General features: G+C 72.3%; 16 protein-coding genes. 9 read left to right on the plus strand and 7 right to left on the minus strand.

Annotated elements, in window-relative coordinates; all coding sequences use genetic code 11:
- Positions 1–26 precede the first annotated feature (26 nt).
- The 3 genes from I2501_RS13020 to I2501_RS13030 all read right to left on the minus strand — a co-directional run bounded on the left by I2501_RS13020 (position 27) and on the right by I2501_RS13030 (position 4510).
- Positions 27–503 carry a hypothetical protein gene (locus I2501_RS13020; protein ID WP_196194070.1) on the minus strand — a complete coding sequence of 159 codons (477 nt, stop codon included), beginning with the start codon at positions 501–503 and terminating at the stop codon, positions 27–29.
- A gap of 50 nt (positions 504–553) precedes the next feature.
- A complete protein-coding gene (locus I2501_RS13025; RefSeq protein WP_215909532.1) occupies positions 554–1942 on the minus strand; it encodes a streptophobe family protein in 1389 nt (462 codons plus the stop codon).
- 264 nt (positions 1943–2206) lie between these two features.
- Positions 2207–4510 (minus strand): MMPL family transporter, encoded by a 2304-nt coding sequence (locus tag I2501_RS13030; RefSeq protein ID WP_196194071.1) that lies wholly within the window; start codon positions 4508–4510, stop codon positions 2207–2209.
- 176 nt (positions 4511–4686) lie between these two features.
- Here I2501_RS13030 and I2501_RS13035 point away from each other — a divergent pair, with 176 nt between their 5' ends.
- The 4 genes from I2501_RS13035 (at position 4687) to I2501_RS13050 (ending at position 6897) form a co-directional block, all read left to right on the plus strand.
- Positions 4687–5406: a TetR family transcriptional regulator gene (locus I2501_RS13035; protein WP_196194072.1), complete on the plus strand. Its 720-nt coding sequence runs from the start codon at positions 4687–4689 to the stop codon at positions 5404–5406.
- A 152-nt stretch (positions 5407–5558) separates the two neighbouring features.
- Positions 5559–6002: a hypothetical protein gene (locus tag I2501_RS13040; protein ID WP_196194073.1), complete on the plus strand. Its 444-nt coding sequence runs from the start codon at positions 5559–5561 to the stop codon at positions 6000–6002.
- A gap of 35 nt (positions 6003–6037) precedes the next feature.
- Positions 6038–6640, plus strand: coding sequence for a maleylpyruvate isomerase N-terminal domain-containing protein (locus I2501_RS13045; RefSeq protein ID WP_236046169.1), 603 nt, complete (start codon positions 6038–6040; stop codon positions 6638–6640).
- Positions 6641–6645: 5 nt separating this feature from the next.
- Positions 6646–6897 (plus strand): hypothetical protein, encoded by a 252-nt coding sequence (locus tag I2501_RS13050; RefSeq protein WP_215909533.1) that lies wholly within the window; start codon positions 6646–6648, stop codon positions 6895–6897.
- 16 nt (positions 6898–6913) lie between these two features.
- On the opposite strand, the gene I2501_RS13055 is transcribed toward I2501_RS13050, so the two are convergent.
- Positions 6914–7720 carry a protein phosphatase 2C domain-containing protein gene (locus I2501_RS13055; RefSeq protein WP_196194074.1) on the minus strand — a complete coding sequence of 269 codons (807 nt, stop codon included), beginning with the start codon at positions 7718–7720 and terminating at the stop codon, positions 6914–6916.
- 119 nt (positions 7721–7839) lie between these two features.
- Between I2501_RS13055 and I2501_RS13060 the strand changes: the two genes are divergently transcribed.
- On the plus strand, positions 7840–8289 hold the full coding sequence (locus tag I2501_RS13060; protein ID WP_196194075.1) for a hypothetical protein: 450 nt from the start codon (positions 7840–7842) through the stop codon (positions 8287–8289).
- Positions 8290–8487: 198 nt separating this feature from the next.
- Entirely contained in the window at positions 8488–8907 is a 420-nt protein-coding gene (locus I2501_RS13065; RefSeq protein ID WP_196194076.1) for a VOC family protein, read from the plus strand.
- 13 nt (positions 8908–8920) lie between these two features.
- Here I2501_RS13065 and I2501_RS13070 read toward each other — a convergent pair whose 3' ends face one another.
- Positions 8921–10447 (minus strand): aminotransferase class I/II-fold pyridoxal phosphate-dependent enzyme, encoded by a 1527-nt coding sequence (locus I2501_RS13070; RefSeq protein WP_328806344.1) that lies wholly within the window; start codon positions 10445–10447, stop codon positions 8921–8923.
- A 68-nt stretch (positions 10448–10515) separates the two neighbouring features.
- On the opposite strand from I2501_RS13070, the gene I2501_RS13075 reads away from it, so the two are divergent.
- The gene (locus I2501_RS13075) at positions 10516–11484 is read left to right on the plus strand and encodes a LysR family transcriptional regulator (RefSeq protein ID WP_215909534.1); all 969 of its coding nucleotides are present in this window, start codon (positions 10516–10518) and stop codon (positions 11482–11484) included.
- Positions 11485–11493: 9 nt separating this feature from the next.
- Here I2501_RS13075 and I2501_RS13080 read toward each other — a convergent pair whose 3' ends face one another.
- On the minus strand, positions 11494–12384 hold the full coding sequence (locus I2501_RS13080; protein WP_236046170.1) for a class I SAM-dependent methyltransferase: 891 nt from the start codon (positions 12382–12384) through the stop codon (positions 11494–11496).
- Between the two features lie 124 nt (positions 12385–12508).
- On the minus strand, positions 12509–12823 hold the full coding sequence (locus tag I2501_RS13085; RefSeq protein ID WP_196194182.1) for a hypothetical protein: 315 nt from the start codon (positions 12821–12823) through the stop codon (positions 12509–12511).
- On the opposite strand from I2501_RS13085, the gene I2501_RS13090 reads away from it, so the two are divergent.
- Positions 12758–14191, plus strand: coding sequence for a uracil-xanthine permease family protein (locus I2501_RS13090; protein ID WP_328806350.1), 1434 nt, complete (start codon positions 12758–12760; stop codon positions 14189–14191). The two genes, I2501_RS13085 and I2501_RS13090, sit on opposite strands and share 66 nt — an antisense overlap.
- Positions 14192–14299: 108 nt before the next feature.
- On the plus strand, positions 14300–14848 hold the full coding sequence (locus I2501_RS13095) for a GNAT family N-acetyltransferase (RefSeq protein WP_196194079.1): 549 nt from the start codon (positions 14300–14302) through the stop codon (positions 14846–14848).
- Positions 14849–14919 lie beyond the last annotated feature (71 nt).

Consider the following 14919-nt stretch of genomic DNA (forward strand, 5'->3'; position numbering starts at 1 on the left):
TCCGCCGTGGCAGGGGTGCCCGGTGGTCAGTCGTCCCAGTTGACGTGGCCGTCGGTGACCTCGAGCACGTGCGGCAGCAGCTCCTCGTGGAACCGGAAGTAGCCCATCCAGACCGCACCGTCCGTGAGGCGGTGGTGGGCTTCGAGGCGGTCGGCCAGCCAGCAGAGCAGCTCGCCGGCCTTCTCGAACTCGTCCGGATGTATCTCCCGGCGGGACGTCAGCGCCCAGCTGGGCCGTCGGTCGTCGTCGCGACGCTCCAGCGCCGCGCAGAGCGCGCCGCCCACGTCCTGGGCCGGGCCGTGCCCGGCCAGCAGCGGCTCGGGCGCGTTCTCGACGGCGGGGTTCCCCGCGTCGTCGAGGACCACGACGGGGAACTCGCGGACGATGGTCAGCTGCTCCGGTTGCGGGCCGAGGCCGAGATGCCAGCGCAGCTCGGCCAGCTCCGGTTCGGAGAGTTCGTCGCGCAGGTCGGCGGTGACGATGAGTTCGAAGGTGTCGCTCATGTGCGGCAACGTAGCGGGCCGCACTGACAGCGTTCGGTGCGGCTACGTCGTCAGGGGGCGCTCACGGGTGGTCGCGCGGGGTTGCGGCGCAGGTGGGCGCCGATCCAGCCGCCGATCACGCCTGCCAGTGCGCCCCAGAGGGCGCCCAGGAGGACGCCGCGGAGGAGGTCGGGGATCAGGGTGACGCTGCCGGTCAGGGCCTTGGGGATGCCGGTGCCGCCGATCAGGTTGCCGAGCAGGCCGGAGATTCCGCCGGTGCCGCCGACGCCGAGGAGGGAGAGGCCGTAGGCGGCCGAGACCCGGGTGAGCAGGCCGACCAGCAGCATCGTCAGCGCCGTCGTCAGCCCCAGACCGACCGCGTGCCGCCACGCCGTCGTCCTGCCGCCGGTCCGGCCCATGGCGATGCCGCAGCAGAGCAGGGCAAGGCCCGCGAGGACCGGTAGCCACCAGACGCGGCCGTCCTGCTGGGCGAGCGTGCCGAGGCTGACCGTCCGGTCCTGGGTGCCCGCGGACCGGAGCACCTCCGACAGGACCTTCGGCATCGGCAGCCCGATCGTGGCGTTCAGGTGCCCGTGCCAGGTCGCCCCGAGGCCCAGGCCGAAGGCCAGCCAGGCGAGGTTGGGCAGGGCCAGCAGGATCACGGCGAAGGTGTCCCTGGCCGGGCCGTGCACCACGGCCGTCACGACCCCCGCGACCAGTGCGACCAGCACGTACCCGACCAGCAGCACCACCATCGCCGACACCGGCGGACGCACCGCGCCCTGGATCCGCAGCAGCCGCGCGGGCAGCGGCGCGGCGCGGGAGACCGCGAACGCGAGCAGCAGGACGACGGCCAGCCAGAGCAGCCCGTACCCGATGGCCGACCCGAAGTCGACCCGGAACCCGACCGTGGGCGAGGCCCCGAGCGCGCCGGTGATCTGGTCGGTGATCGAGTTCCCGGTCGAGACCACGAAGCTGTGCCGGGCGGCCCACGCCAGCAGCGCGACCGCGCCCGCCCACAGCGCGGCGGTCAACAGCACCCGGCCGAGCAGCTCCCGCCCCTGCACGGCGGCCTGCCGGTCCTGCCGGTCCTGCCCGTTCTGGTCGGCACGCCGGCGCAGCGGCCGTAGGAAGGCGTACCCCGCGACCAGGGCTCCGGCCAGGCTGAGCGACAGCGGCATCGCCGCCACGCCCGCGCTGCCGCTCGCGATGAACCCGGCCGACCCTTGCACGCTCGCCGGCGCGCCCAACGCCATCAGCATGGTCGCCGCGAGCACCGACCCGAACGAGTCCCCGGGCAGCGTGTTCGCCTTGGCCAGCCAGAGACCGAGTGCCCCGAGCACCCCCATGGCAAGCAGCGCGCAGACCACCACGCCGATGGCCGCGTTCCAGTTCCGCAGCAGGAGGAGGCCCAGGCCGGGCCTCGCTTCGTCGGAACGTCCGCCCGAACCCGGATGCATCGCGCCTCCCGGGACGCAGTGAAGCCGACCCCTCCTCCAGCCTCCGCCTCCCTCGTGGCGGGCGCGAGCGGTGACCGGCGCGGCGGGCCGCGGCCCGCGACCGAGAGCCGCTCGTGCCGGACCGCGCGCGCCGCTTCGTGCCGGATCGCGATCTCGTCGCCGAGCCCGGCGGCCGGGGTGCTGGACGGCGTCCAGGCACATGATCCGGCCGATGTTCCGGGCGGGGGCACGGGGAGGGCGGACTGACGCTGACGTGCCGTCAGGCTAGGCGACGGGTTCAGCCGCGCGGGTGGCGTCCTCGGGCTCCGACGGGTGGGTGTGCTGTTGGAGGCGCTCGCCCTCGATGTCGAGGTCGGGCAGGGTGCGGGCGAGCCACTTGGGGAGCCACCATGCGGCACGGCCGGTCAGGGCAAGGACCGCTGGGACGAAGGTCATCCGGATCACGAAGGCGTCGATCAGGACCCCGACCGCCAGGGCGAACGCGATCTGCTTGAGGATCATGCTGTCGGTGCCGAGGAAGGACGCGAACACCGAGATCATGATCAGTGCGGCGGCGGTGACGACTCGTCCGCTGTGCCGCGCGCCGCTGTGCACCGAACCGAGTGGGTCACGGCTGCGGACGTAGGCCTCGCGCATCCGGGAGACCAGGAAGACCTCGTAGTCCATCGCGAGCCCGAACAGCACCGCGAGCAGCAGGATCGGCAGGAAGCTGCTCACCGGGCCCGTCGTGTCCAGGCCGAAGAGGCCGCCCAGATGGCCGAGTTGGAAGACGCCGACGACCGCGCCGAGGGTCGCCCCGATCGACAGCAGGAAGCCCGCCGCGGCCTTGAGCGGCACCACCAACGAGCGGAACACGAGCAGCAGCAGGAGCAGCGAGAGTCCGACCACGACGGCCGTGAACGGCACCAGCGCGGCGTTGAGCTTGGCGGCGACGTCGATGCTGACGGCGGTGCTGCCGGTGACCTGGATGCTCGCGCCGGTCTGCTGCTGGATCGTGCCCTTGTCCGCGCGGATGGTGTTGACCAGCGTCTTCGTCGCCTCGTCGCTGGGCGCGCTCTTGGGGATCACCTGGATCAGGGAGGTGTGCGTCGCCGGGTTCGTGACCGGCTTGCCGACCGCGGCGACGTCGGGGAGCGTGCGCAGCGTCGTGGCGATCTGCTGGGTCGCGGCGGTCGGGTCGCTGCTCGCGCCGGTGTCGGCCAGGACGAGCAGTGGGCCGTTGAAGCCGGGGCCGAAGGCGGAGCTGATCTCGTCGTAGGCGACGCGCTGCGAAGAGCCCGCCGGGGCGGTGGAGTTGTCCGGCAGGGCCAGCCGCATGCTGTGCGCGGGCCAGGCCAGCGCGCCAAGTGCCGCGACGACGACGAGCAGGGTCAACAGCGGCTTGCGGGTGACCAGTCGGAACCAACGCTCGGCGGCGTTGGCCGACTTGGCCGACTTGGCGGGGGTGCCGGGGGTGCCGAGGTTGGCGGACGCGGTGTCGCGCTCGGCCGCGGCGATGGCCTGGTCGCGGCGGACCGCGCGCGAGCCAGGCTTCGGGGTGAGGCGGCGGCCGGCGAAGCCGAGGATCGCGGGCAGCAGGGTCGTCGCCACCAGCACGGCGGTGAGCACGGCGCCTGCGGCGGCCAGGCCCATCGCGGTCAGGAAGGGTATGCCGATCACGGTCAGCCCGGCCATGGCGATGACCACGGTCAGCCCGGCGAAGACCACGGCGCTGCCGGCCGTGCCGACGGCCAGTGCGGCCGACTCCTCCGGGTCCATGCCGTGGGCGAGTTGGGCACGGTGACGGCTGACGATGAAGAGCGCGTAGTCGATGCCGACGGCCAGCCCGATCATCAGGGCCAGGCTCTGCGCGGTGGACGAGATCGAGGCGACGCCGGTCAGCGAGAGCAGCCCGAAGATGGCGGTCGCCACCCCGAAGATCGCGGTCACCATCGGCACTCCGGCTGTCAGCAGCGAGCCGAAGGTGAGCGTGAGGATGAGCAGCGCGACGCCGACGCCGATCACGTCGGAGTTCGACTTCGACGGCGCGTTGCCGAACGCCGAGCCGCCGACGACGACATCGACGCTGCTGGCACCTGTGGCCGGGTTCGGGGAGGCGTGTGCGACCGCGGCGTCGACGGACGACTGGAGGCTGGTCAGCGCGTCCGACTGGAGGCCGCTCTGGGGCACCTCGTACTGGACCTGGGCCACGGCGGTGCTGCCGTCCGGCGAGACCGTGTGCGCCGCGAACGGGCTGATCACCTTGGCGACCTGCGGTGCGGACTGAGCGGCGGTCACCGCCGCGTCGATGGCGGCGGCGTCAGTGGGGTCGGTGACCTTCTGCCCGTTCGGCGCGGTGAAGACGAGTTGGGCGCTGGTGCCCGAGGAGGCCGGGAAGTCGGTCTTCATCCGGTCCAGCGCCTGCTGCGACTCGGAGCCCGGGATGGTGAAGGTGTTGTCGAACTTCCCGGACCCGCCGAAGGCCACGGTGCAGGCGACGACGGCGGCGACCGCCGCCAGCCAGAGCGCCAGCACGCTTCGTCGGTGCCGGAAGGCGAACCTGCCGAGACGGTGCAGGTAGGTGGGCATGAGGGTGCTCCGTGGTGCGTGCGTGCGTGTGGGCGCAGGCGGCGAGGGCACATGGGGCACCTTGGCCTGCCGACCTGGGCTGCCGAAGAAGTGGCAGTCCTGCCAAAATAGCAAAGTGGCAGAACTGCCAGAATCATCCCTGAGGCTGAGATGCCCGAGGCTGGGATACTCGTCCCGTGGACACGGCAGCGACCGCGCACGCGGCGGAGGAGACGGCGACCGAAGCGACGGCCGAAGTGACGACAGAGGCGACGACCGAGGCGACGTCCGAGCCCTTGGGCCGACGCGAGGAGAACAAGCGGCGCACCCACGAGGCGCTCGTCGAGGCCGCTGCGCAGCTGTTCCAGGAGCGCGGCTTCGCGGCGACGACGGTCCGCGACATCGCGGCGGCGGCCGGGGTGGGGGAGCGGACCTTCTTCCGCTACTTCCCCAGCAAGGAGAGCCTGGTCCTGCAGCAGGTCGTGGACCTGATCCCGCTGCTCGGGGCCGGGGTCCGCGCCCGCCCGGCGGACGAGCCCCCGCTGGTCGCGCTGCGTGAGGCACTGCTGGAGCTGGCCCGGCGGCACGAGACCAATCCGGCGATTCTGCTCGCCGTTCCCGGCCCGTTGCAGTTGGAGGCGCAGGGGCGCCTCGACGTCCCCGGCCGTGGCGACCGGTTCCTGCTCTACGACCTCGAAGAGGCCGTGGCCGCCGCGTTCCGGGAGCGGCTGGGGGCAGCGGAGGGAACGGGTACCGGGGTCGAGGGGGCTGCGTTTCGGGCGAGCGTGCTGAGCCGCGCGGGTGTGGGGGTGCTGCGGGCCGTGCGGCTCGCCTACGGGCGGCTCTCGGAGGCGGAGCGGGAGGCGGTCGACCCGGTCGAGTTGCTCCGGACCGGATTCGCCGCGCTGGAGGGCTGAACGGCTCGGGCGCTGATCGTCGGAGGCCGTCGGCGTGCGAAGCGTCCGATCCGGTAGGTCGCCCCCGCCCGGGGAGCGCCCAGGAAGCGCGCGTATGCTCGCTGGGACAGCGCGGTGTCCAGCAGCGCGGCGTACAGCAGGAGGATGTGCCGGTGGCCGGGGAGATGGTGATCCGGGCGGAGGCGCCTCCGCTGCGGACTGCGAGCGTGCTCGGGGTTCTCGTCGACGGCGAACGCGTGGGCGAGGTCAAGCAGGGCAGTCTGGCCCGCTTCCCGCTCGACGCCGGATCGCACACCGTGCGCGTCACGGCCAAGGGCGGTCGGTCCAACGACGTCGTGATCGAGATGCCCGAGGAGGGCGCGTACCGGGTGCAGGTCACCAGCACGGGCATGTCGCTGCTGGTCGGCATCCTGCCGTTCCTGTATGTGGTGTTCGGCTTCGTGCCGGGCCTGCTGATGCGCGTCGTCGCCCAGGGCGTCGTGGCCGAGGGAACTCCGTCGCAGGCTGCGGCCGAGGCCGTCGATCCGGGCGAGGCGGCTCCGAACGGCCTCTGGTGGCAGGCCGACCCAAAGCTGGCCAAGCGCTTCCAGAGCTGACGGCCGTCCCGACGGTGAGCCCGTAGCATCGGCGTATGGATCAGCGCCGGATGGATCACCGGGACGTCGACGCTGCGGTCGCCGAGATGCTGCGTGTGCTGGGGCCGCACACGTCCGAGGACTGGTCCGGCCCGGCGGGCACGCTCAGCTGGAGCTGCCGCGAGACGGCCGCGCATGTGGCACATGATCTGTTCGCCTACGCCTGCCAGTTGACGGCTCGTCCGGACGACGCCTACCTGCCGCTCGATCTGACGGTCCGTCCGTCCGCCTCCCTGACGGAGGTGTTGCAGGCGGTCTCGGCCTGCGGCGGGCTGCTGTCCGCCGCGTTGGCCGCAGCCCCGCCGGAGGCGCGGGCCTGGCACTGGGGTCCGACGGACCCGACCGGCTTCGCGGCCATGGGCGTGACCGAGACCCTGGTCCACACCCACGACATCACCACCGGTCTCGGCCTGGTCTGGGAGCCGCCCGCCGATGCCGCCGCAGCGGCCCTGATCAGGCTGTTCCCGGACGCGCCGAGCACCGCCGAGGGCGCGGTCACGCCGGGGCAGGCGCTGCTCTGGTGCACCGGGCGCACGACCCTTCCTGGCTTGCCGCGCCGGACCTCCTGGACCTGGCGGGCCGCCGTCGCGGAGGAGTGAGTGCCGTGACGGACTTCCGCGTACGCGCCGCCGGTGCGGGGGACCGCGCGTGGATCGCCGAGTTGCTCGGTGCGTGGTTGGTGACCACCAATGACAACCTCGACGCGCTGCGGTTCTACCAGCGACGTGGCCTGCGGATCGTCGGCGTTGCGCCGGGTGCGGTGGACGCGGCGCGGCGCTTCAAGCCGTCCATCCCGGTGACCGGCGAGTACGGCATCCCGCTGCGCGACGAGCTGACGCTCGAACTGCGCTGGTAGCGACCGCTCCTGGGGCTCACTGTGCCGCCGCCGCGTCGGTGGTACGGCCGCTGGTGCCTCCGCCGCTGGAAGGGTGGAACTGCGCGTACAGGACGGTCGCGTCGTCGTGGCGCTTGCCGCGGAACGAGCCTTCGGCCAGGTCGAGTTCGTGCTTGCGGACGGCGTCGACGAGATGGGACGGGCCGTCCGTGCCGAGCGCGTCGAGGAGTCCGGGCCAGGTCCAGCCGAAGCGGTCCACCAGGCGGCCGATGCCGTCGGAGAGCGCGGCCACGTCACGGACGCGGGAGAGGGAGTGGGAGGCGGTGACCGCCTGCTCCGCCGCCTCGGGGCGGGCCGAGGCGACCCAGAAGCCGCCGGGGGCGTTGCGCAGGCGGCTCACCGACTCCCGGTCGTAGGCGGGCAGATGGTCGATCCGGTCGTCGGCGTGGACCTCGACGCGGCCGTCCACGCCGCGGACCACGATCGGGGAGTCGGCCAGCACCAGGCAGTCCAGCCGGTCCGCGTCCGGGGCGACGCGGAGCAGTGCCACCGTCGCTGACGGACTGTCAGGGTTGTCGAGGTCGCACTGCGGATGCAGGTCCCGGGTGCGCAGGATCGCCTGGCGCAGCACCTCCGGCAGCGGCTCGTCCGGATGCGACAGCAGGAAGCCCGCCAGCTCCGCGCCCAGCCGCTGGACGAACCACGCCACGTCGTGGACGCAGCCGGTCGGCAGGCCACTGGCGGTTGCCCCGTCCAGCACGAGCGCGAACAGTGGTCCGGCGATGACGAAGTCCTCGTTGGCGGCGGTGTCCGGGCTCGGCTCGCAGGCGTAGCTGATCTGCACGGCGCTGGGGCTCCTTCAGGCTCTCTGTTGCGCGATCTCCGTCGGTGCTCTTCCCCGATCATGCCCGTCCTCACGTGTCCCGGCCCAGCGACACGGGCGCTGTGCCTAGGCTGTCGTGCATGGACCGCGACTTGGAGCACGGGCACGCGCACGGCACGCCGGCGAGCACCGCAGACCCCGGCGTCGACGGCATCGGGCCGAAGCGCCTCGACCCGCCCGCAGCCGCCGCGTTGCTGCGCCTGGCGGCGCGGGTGGAACGCGATCTGTTGGCCGCCGGTCTGGAGGCCAAGCCGTACGAGGTGACGCCCTCCACCCGCGCCGGGGCCGAGGTCGAGGTCGACGCGTTCGACGACGCGGTGGGTGGCGTGTGGCTGCACTGGCGGGTGCACCCGGACGTCGACGCGGAGACGGAGGCGGGCGGATCGGTCCGGATCGTCATGGCCGAGGCGCTGGTCCGCACGCTCGCCGCCCTCGGGTACCGCAGTGAGCACGGGCAGGACAGCCTGCGGCCGTACGCGGTCCGCGTGCTGTCGGGACCGCCGGAGGGGCAGGCCGGGGCCGGCCGGTAACGCGTTGCCGGAGTCGTGGGGCGTGTACTAACGTCGGTTCTGTGACTGCCGGGTCGGCCATGGGCCATGCACGAGACAGGCGCCCGGCAAGGGCGTGAGCGCAGGGTGGGCCAGGGGCCCACCGCTTCTTCGAGATCCCGTCCTTCGGGGCCCCTTTCTTCGGGCCCGTCCGAACTTCGATCCGGAGAGCACACTCTGATGACTGATCAATTCCCTGGCACCACCAGCACTGGCACCACCACGGTCCAGCTCAACCACACTGCGGTCCTGGCCAAGGACCGGCAGGTGTCCGCCGAGTTCCTGGCCGAGATCCTCGGCCTCACCGTCGGCGCGCCGTTCGGCCCGTTCCTGCCGATCGAGCTCGGCAACGGCGTCACGCTCGACTACTACGAGCTGCGCGACCAGCCCGTCCAGAGCCAGCACTACGCCTTCCTGGTGCCGGACGAGGCGTTCGACGGCATGATCGCCCGCCTGGAGGCGGCGCACGTGACCTACTACGGCGACCCCCAGCACACCCGGCCGGGCGAGCTCAGCGCCTACTTCGGCGGCCGTGGGGCGTACTTCGAGGACCCCGACGGCCACAACATGGAGATCCTGACCCGCCCCTACACCCGCTGAATCAGCCGGCCTCTCAGGCGGGAGCGACGACGCGCAGTCGCCTCACGCCGGGGTCCTCGGCCCCGCGCACGTGGCCGCCCGGCGTGGCGGCGGTGTCCCGCAGGAAGGCGACCAGTTCGGCGGTGACCACCTCGCCGGGCAGGACGTTGGGGATGCCGGGCGGGTAGGCGGCGAGGGTGGCCGCCGAGACCCGCCCGACGGCCTCGTCGGCCGGGACGGCGCGGCTGGGCGCGAAGAACGCCTCGCGCGGTGTCATCCGCATCTCGCCGGGAGCGGGGAGCTTGAGATGCTCACGCTCCTGGCGGGGTGCCGGCTGGGGCGGCAGCGCGTGCAACGCGTCGACGAAGCGGAGCGCGTCCGGAGCCGCGCCGGCCCCGACCACGGCGACGATCGCGGAGTCGGTGGCGACCTCGACCAGGACCTGATGGTCCGTCATGAGAAGCTGCTGCGCCTCGTGACCGGTGATGCCGCCGATGCGGGTGTCGACGGCCACGCGCAGCGGGTCGGCGGCGGCGATGTCGGGGAACTGGCCGAAGCCGTCGCCGACCACGGCGAAGCGTCCGCGCGCCCGTATCTGATCGCGCATCAGATCGGCCGCCCGCAGCGACGTCTCGACGAGTCCGGGGTCGGTCGCCAGGCGGCGGCGGGTCAGGTCCAGGGAGCCGATCAGCAGGGCGCTCTCGCTGGTGGACTGGGTGAGGTGGAACGCCCGGTCCAGCACGGGTTCGAGGGCGTCGGCGAACGGTCCGTCGCCGAGGTGGAGCATGGCCGACTGGGTCAGGCTGCCGCCGAGCTTGTGGGTGCTGGAGATCACCAGATCCGCGCCCAGGGCGAGGGCGTTCTGCGGGAGCGACGGATGGAATCCGAAGTGGGCTCCCCAGGCCTCGTCCACCACCAGCGGCACGCCGGCCGCGTGGGCGGCGTCGGCCAGGGCGCGGACGTCGGCCACCGCGCCGAAGTAACTGGGCGTCACCACATAGGCCGCAGCCGCGTCCGGGTGCTCGGCGAGGGCGACGGCCAGGTCGTGGGCGGTGACGCCGTGGGCGATGCCGAGGTCGTGGTCCACGCTCGGCTGGACGAAGGCGGCCCGGAAGCCGGACAGCACCAGCCCGTCCACGACGCTGGAGTGCACGCTGCGCTGCACGACCAGCGGCGCGTCCTCGGTGTGGCGGCTCAGCGCGCGGAGGGCGAGCACGGCGATGCGGTTGCCCTGGGACGCGCCGTTGGTGAGGAACCAGGTCCGTCGCGCGCCCCAGGCCTCGGCGGCGAGCCGCAGCGCCTGGCTGCGCGGGTTGTCCGCGCCCTTGTCGATCCCGTCGAGCAGCGGTGGGACGTCCAGGCGCAGTGGGGCGTCGCCGGTGAAGGCGGCGAGTTGCGCGAAGGCGTCCGGGTCGGCGGCGTGGCCGGGGACGTTGAGCCGGAGCCAGGGCGTGCGCGCGTGGGCGGTCAACGCGTCGGCGTACGGCGCGGCGGACTGGGCCAGGGGCTGGGCGAGGAGCTGGGCGATGGACAGGGTGCGGGCGCGGTTCTCGGTGGACACGGGTCGAGAATGACACCGAGTCATCGGCAGAGGAATACTGGAAAGATCTGCCTCCCTCCATAGAGAGTATGGTGATCGACGTGCTGGAACTGCGCCAGTTCCAGGTGCTGCGGGCGATCGCCCGCGAGGGCTCGCTCGCGGCGGCGGCACGGTCGCTGCACTACAGCCAGCCGACGATCGCGCACCATCTGGCGGCCATCGAGTCGCACTTCGGCGCCCCGCTGGTGCACCGAGGCCCGCGCGGCGTGCGGCTCACCGAGGCCGGACGGCTGGTACTGCCGCACGCGGAGGCCGTGCTCGGCCGGGTGGGGTTGGTCGAGCGGGAGGTGCGGGCCTTGGTCGAGCAGGGCGCGAGGTCGCTGCACGTCGGCACGTTCCCGACCGCAGGCGCACTCCTGCTGCCGCCCGCCGTACGGGAGTTGGCCCAGGAGGGCGTCAGGGTCCAGCTCGTGGAGGGGGAACTGCCCACGGTGGTCGAGGCGTTGCGCACCGGGGCCGTGCAGATCGCGCTGGTCTACTCCCAGCCGGGCGAACCGCTCGACCTGGGCGAGGAGTTCGCGCTGCACCACCTCCTCGACGACCCGCTGCTGCTCGCCCTGCCCGCGGACCATCCGCTGGCCGCTCTGGACCGCGTCCCGCTGGGGGAGCTGCGGGACGAGGGCTGGATCATGGGCGCGAGCGACTGGGATCCGTGCGACCGGGTGCTCAGCTGGGCCTGTGCGCAGGAGGGCTTCGAGCCCGTCCGGGTCATGCGCACCGACGACTACGGCATGCTCAAGGGCTTCGTCGCGGCGGGCACGGCGGTCGCCCTGATCCCGCGACTCGCGCTGACCGGACAGGAGTCGGCGCTGGACCTGGCCGTCCGCCCCGTCGCCGGGCCGGCGCTGGCGAGGCGGGTCAGCGTGGCGATGCTCCGCGCCACGGTCTCCGACGCCGCCGAGACGCTGCGCGAGGCCTTGAGCGTGCAGGCGCGGACGATCGAGGCGGCCTGGCGCGCGCATCCCCTCCGAACTCCGAACAGAGCGGTAGGGCGGTAACAGGGGGCGTCAGCCGCGCTTGTCGGCGGTGACCAGGTAGTAGTCGAGAATGCCCTGCTCGTAGGCGGCCAGGAAGTTGCGCGGCCAGGTGCCCGGGTCCCACCACCGCGAGAGCCAGCGGTCCCAGCCGGGCCAGACGTCCGCGCCGATCGACGTGGCGCGCACGTCGGTGAGCCCGGCCGCGGTGGCGGCGTCGGTGAGGGCGGTGACCGGGTGGGCGATGTCCAGGCCGTTGGCGAAGGTGTCCAGCAGCGCGGCGAGCTCCGCCGGGCGGCCGGGGGCGGCGTCGGTGGTGAAGAAGCTGGTCACGGCCATCCGACCGCCTGGTCGAAGCACCCGTGCGGTCTCCCGCGCGAACGCGGTGAGGTCCGGGAAGTGCTGGGCGGCCTCGACGCTGACGACGGCGTCGAACCCGCCGTCCGGTAGCGGCATGCGCTCCGCTGCTCCCTGGACGAACCGCAGCGGTCGGGGCCCGTCATGCCGGGGATTGCCGTCGAGCGGCTCGCCCCGCAGCAGCTCGGCCTGTGCGGCGCGGGCGCGGGTCAGCTGGTCGGGGTGGATGTCCATCCCGGTGACCGTTGCGCCGTCGTGTTCACGCACGGTCAGCGCGCAGCCCGTGCCGAGCCCGCAGCCGACCTCGAGGACCGTCGGCGCCTTGGGCAGCGCGGCGGCGTCGAGGACGAGTCGGTAGAGGTCTTTCTGGCTGCGGATCCGGTCGGTCTCGGTGAGCGGGCGGTCGGGGGTGAGGTTGATGCCGTGCCAGTGGCCGAAGTTGATGAAGCCTCCCGCGAAGATCGGGAGATTGCCCAGGTCGACGGGGCCGTAGGTCTCGCGTACCGCCGGACGCATGGAGGGAGCGTCCTGCTGCGTGTCGGTGGCTGCGTCCGCTGCGTCTGTCATGGACACCGACTGTACGCCCGGCGTCGCTCAGTGTGGCGCAGGCGAGGGGCGTGCGCGGCGGCGCGCGTCATTGGAGGAAGCAATATTAAACAAAGTGTTGACGCAAGGTTCTTTGGAGGCTTAGCTAGGCGACAAGCAAAAGCAGCGAAGCCGGTCGTGCCACCCACACACGGTTTTTGCTGCGCGGGCACTGACGCACCGTCAGCCGCATTTCGGCCCGGCCTCTGCCGCCGAGGCCGTTTCGCACCACCATCATCGCACCGCGCCGCCCTTCCGCTCCTGTGTGCCGGAAGGCACGCCGAGCCTGGAGGGTGAATTCCGCATGCCCGCACAACCCCGGTCGCACGACCCACAGCCAGGGAAGAGTCCGGAAATCGGACAAGGTAAAGAGGACGGGCAGGCCGAGGAAAACAATTCTCACCTCGATATCGCCGTCCATCCGGTCGACGAGAGGCTTTCCTTCCGGAAGATGGTCCCCGCCGCGTTGCAGCACATCGCGGCCATGTACGCCGGAGTTGTCGCGCCGCCGCTGATCGTCGGCCCGGCCTGCGGTCTGAACGCGCGGGACGAGACCTTCCTGATCGCGGCGAGTCTGCTGATCGCGGGTGCGGCCACGCTGTTGCAGACGCTCGGGGTGAAGAACCTGGTGGGCAACCGCCTGCCGTTCGTCAACGCAGCGTCCTCGGCCGGGATCGGGCCGATGCTGGCGATCGCCGAGCAGAACCACGGCGCCCACCGGCTGCCCAGCATCCTGGGCGCGGTCATGATCGCGGGTGTCTTCTGCCTGCTGGTCGGACCGTTCTTCGGGCGGCTGATGCGGTTCTTCCCGCACCAGGTCATCGGCGTGGTGATCACGCTGATCGGCGTCACGCTGATGCCGGTCCCGGTGGAGTGGGCGCGCGGCGGCAGCGCGAGCGTGCCCGGCTTCAACTCGCCGAGCAATCTGGCGCTGGCCGCGTTCACGCTGATCGTCATCGTCACCATGCAGCGGTTCTTCACCGGCTTCCTCAAGCAGATCGCGCTGCTGCTCGGCATGGTGATCGGCACGCTCGCCGCGATCCCGCTCGGCAAGGTGGACACCCACTCGTTCACCACGGCCGCCACCTTCGCGCTGCCGACGCCGTTCCGCTTCGGGACACCCGAGTTCCAGCCCGCGGCGATCGTCTCCATGATCATCGTCATGCTGGTCCTGATGACCGAGAGCTCCGCCGGCATGCTCGCCATCGGGGAGATCTGCGACCGCCCGGTCGACCGCGCCACCATCACCCGCGGGCTGCGCACCGACGGTGTGGCCACCTTCCTCGGCTCGATGTTCGGCTCCTGCGCGACCAGTGCGTTCGCCCAGAACGTGGGAGTCGTGTCGCTGACGCGCGTGCGCAGCCGTTACGTCGTCGCCATGGCGGGCGCGGTGCTGGTCACGCTCGGGCTGTTCCCCAAGCTGGGCGCGGCGGTCTCGCTGGTGCCGATGCCGGTGCTGGGCGGTGCGGGGATCGTGCTCTTCGGGACGATCGCGGTCAGCGGCATCCGTGCGCTCGTCAAGATCAACCTGGACGACGCGCCCAACATCGTCATCATCGCGGTCTCCCTGGCCGTCGGCGTCATTCCCTTGGCCGCGCCGGACGTCTACGACGCCCAGGGGCACCTGGTCACCCCGGGGATCTACCACGACTTCCCGTCGTGGGCGCAGACCATCCTCGGCAGCGGCATCAGCTCGGGCGCGCTGACCGCCGTCGCGCTCAACCTGCTCTTCCACCACGTGGGCGCGCGCCGTCGGCGCAGCCTCGAACAGGCAGCCCTGCTGCGGTAGCTGGAGCCCCGGCTCGCACCAGCAGGGCACCGCGCCGCCCGGCCTGACTCCCCTCCCCAGGCCGGGCGGCGCCCTTGTGTCGGGTGCGCGTTCTTGATCGAATGCGGGATGACTTCGATCTGGATCGGTGAACGGGTACGGCTGCGCGGGATCGAGCCCGAGGACGGGGGCGAACTGATGCGCATCGCCCAGGACGAGGAGGGGCTCGGGGATCTGATCGGCCCGCCGCGCTCCGCCGAGCACTTCCGTGGGCGGGCGAGGGAGGAGGCGGCGACCTCGCCGGACGCCGAGCGGTTCCCGCTCGCGATCGAGGCGGTCGACGGTGGAGCACTGGTCGGGGTCATCGGGGTGCACCAGGCCGATCCGCGGGCCGGATGGTTCGAATACGGCATCAGCGTCGCCGCGGCGCACCGCGGGAAGGGCTACGCCGGGGAGGCCGCCGTTCTGCTGCTCCGCTTCATGTTCGGCGAGCGGCGCTACCACCGGTGCGAGGCACGGGTGTTCGCGCACAACGAGGCCTCGCTGGCGCTCCAGCGGCGGCTGGGCTTCGTCGAGGAAGGGCGTATGCGGGACCGGGTGTTCCAGGGTGGGCGGCACGGCGACCTGGTGGTGCTGGGTCTGCTTGCCCACGAGTTCGCCGAGCGGTGGCCGCGCTGACCCCGCTGACCCGTCCGTCCTCGCTGTCCTCGACGTCCTGTCACCCGAGTGGCCGATCGCACACGTCCTCA

It is taken from the genome of Streptacidiphilus fuscans, assembly GCF_015690355.1.
In the GTDB taxonomy this organism is placed as follows: domain Bacteria; phylum Actinomycetota; class Actinomycetes; order Streptomycetales; family Streptomycetaceae; genus Streptacidiphilus; species Streptacidiphilus fuscans.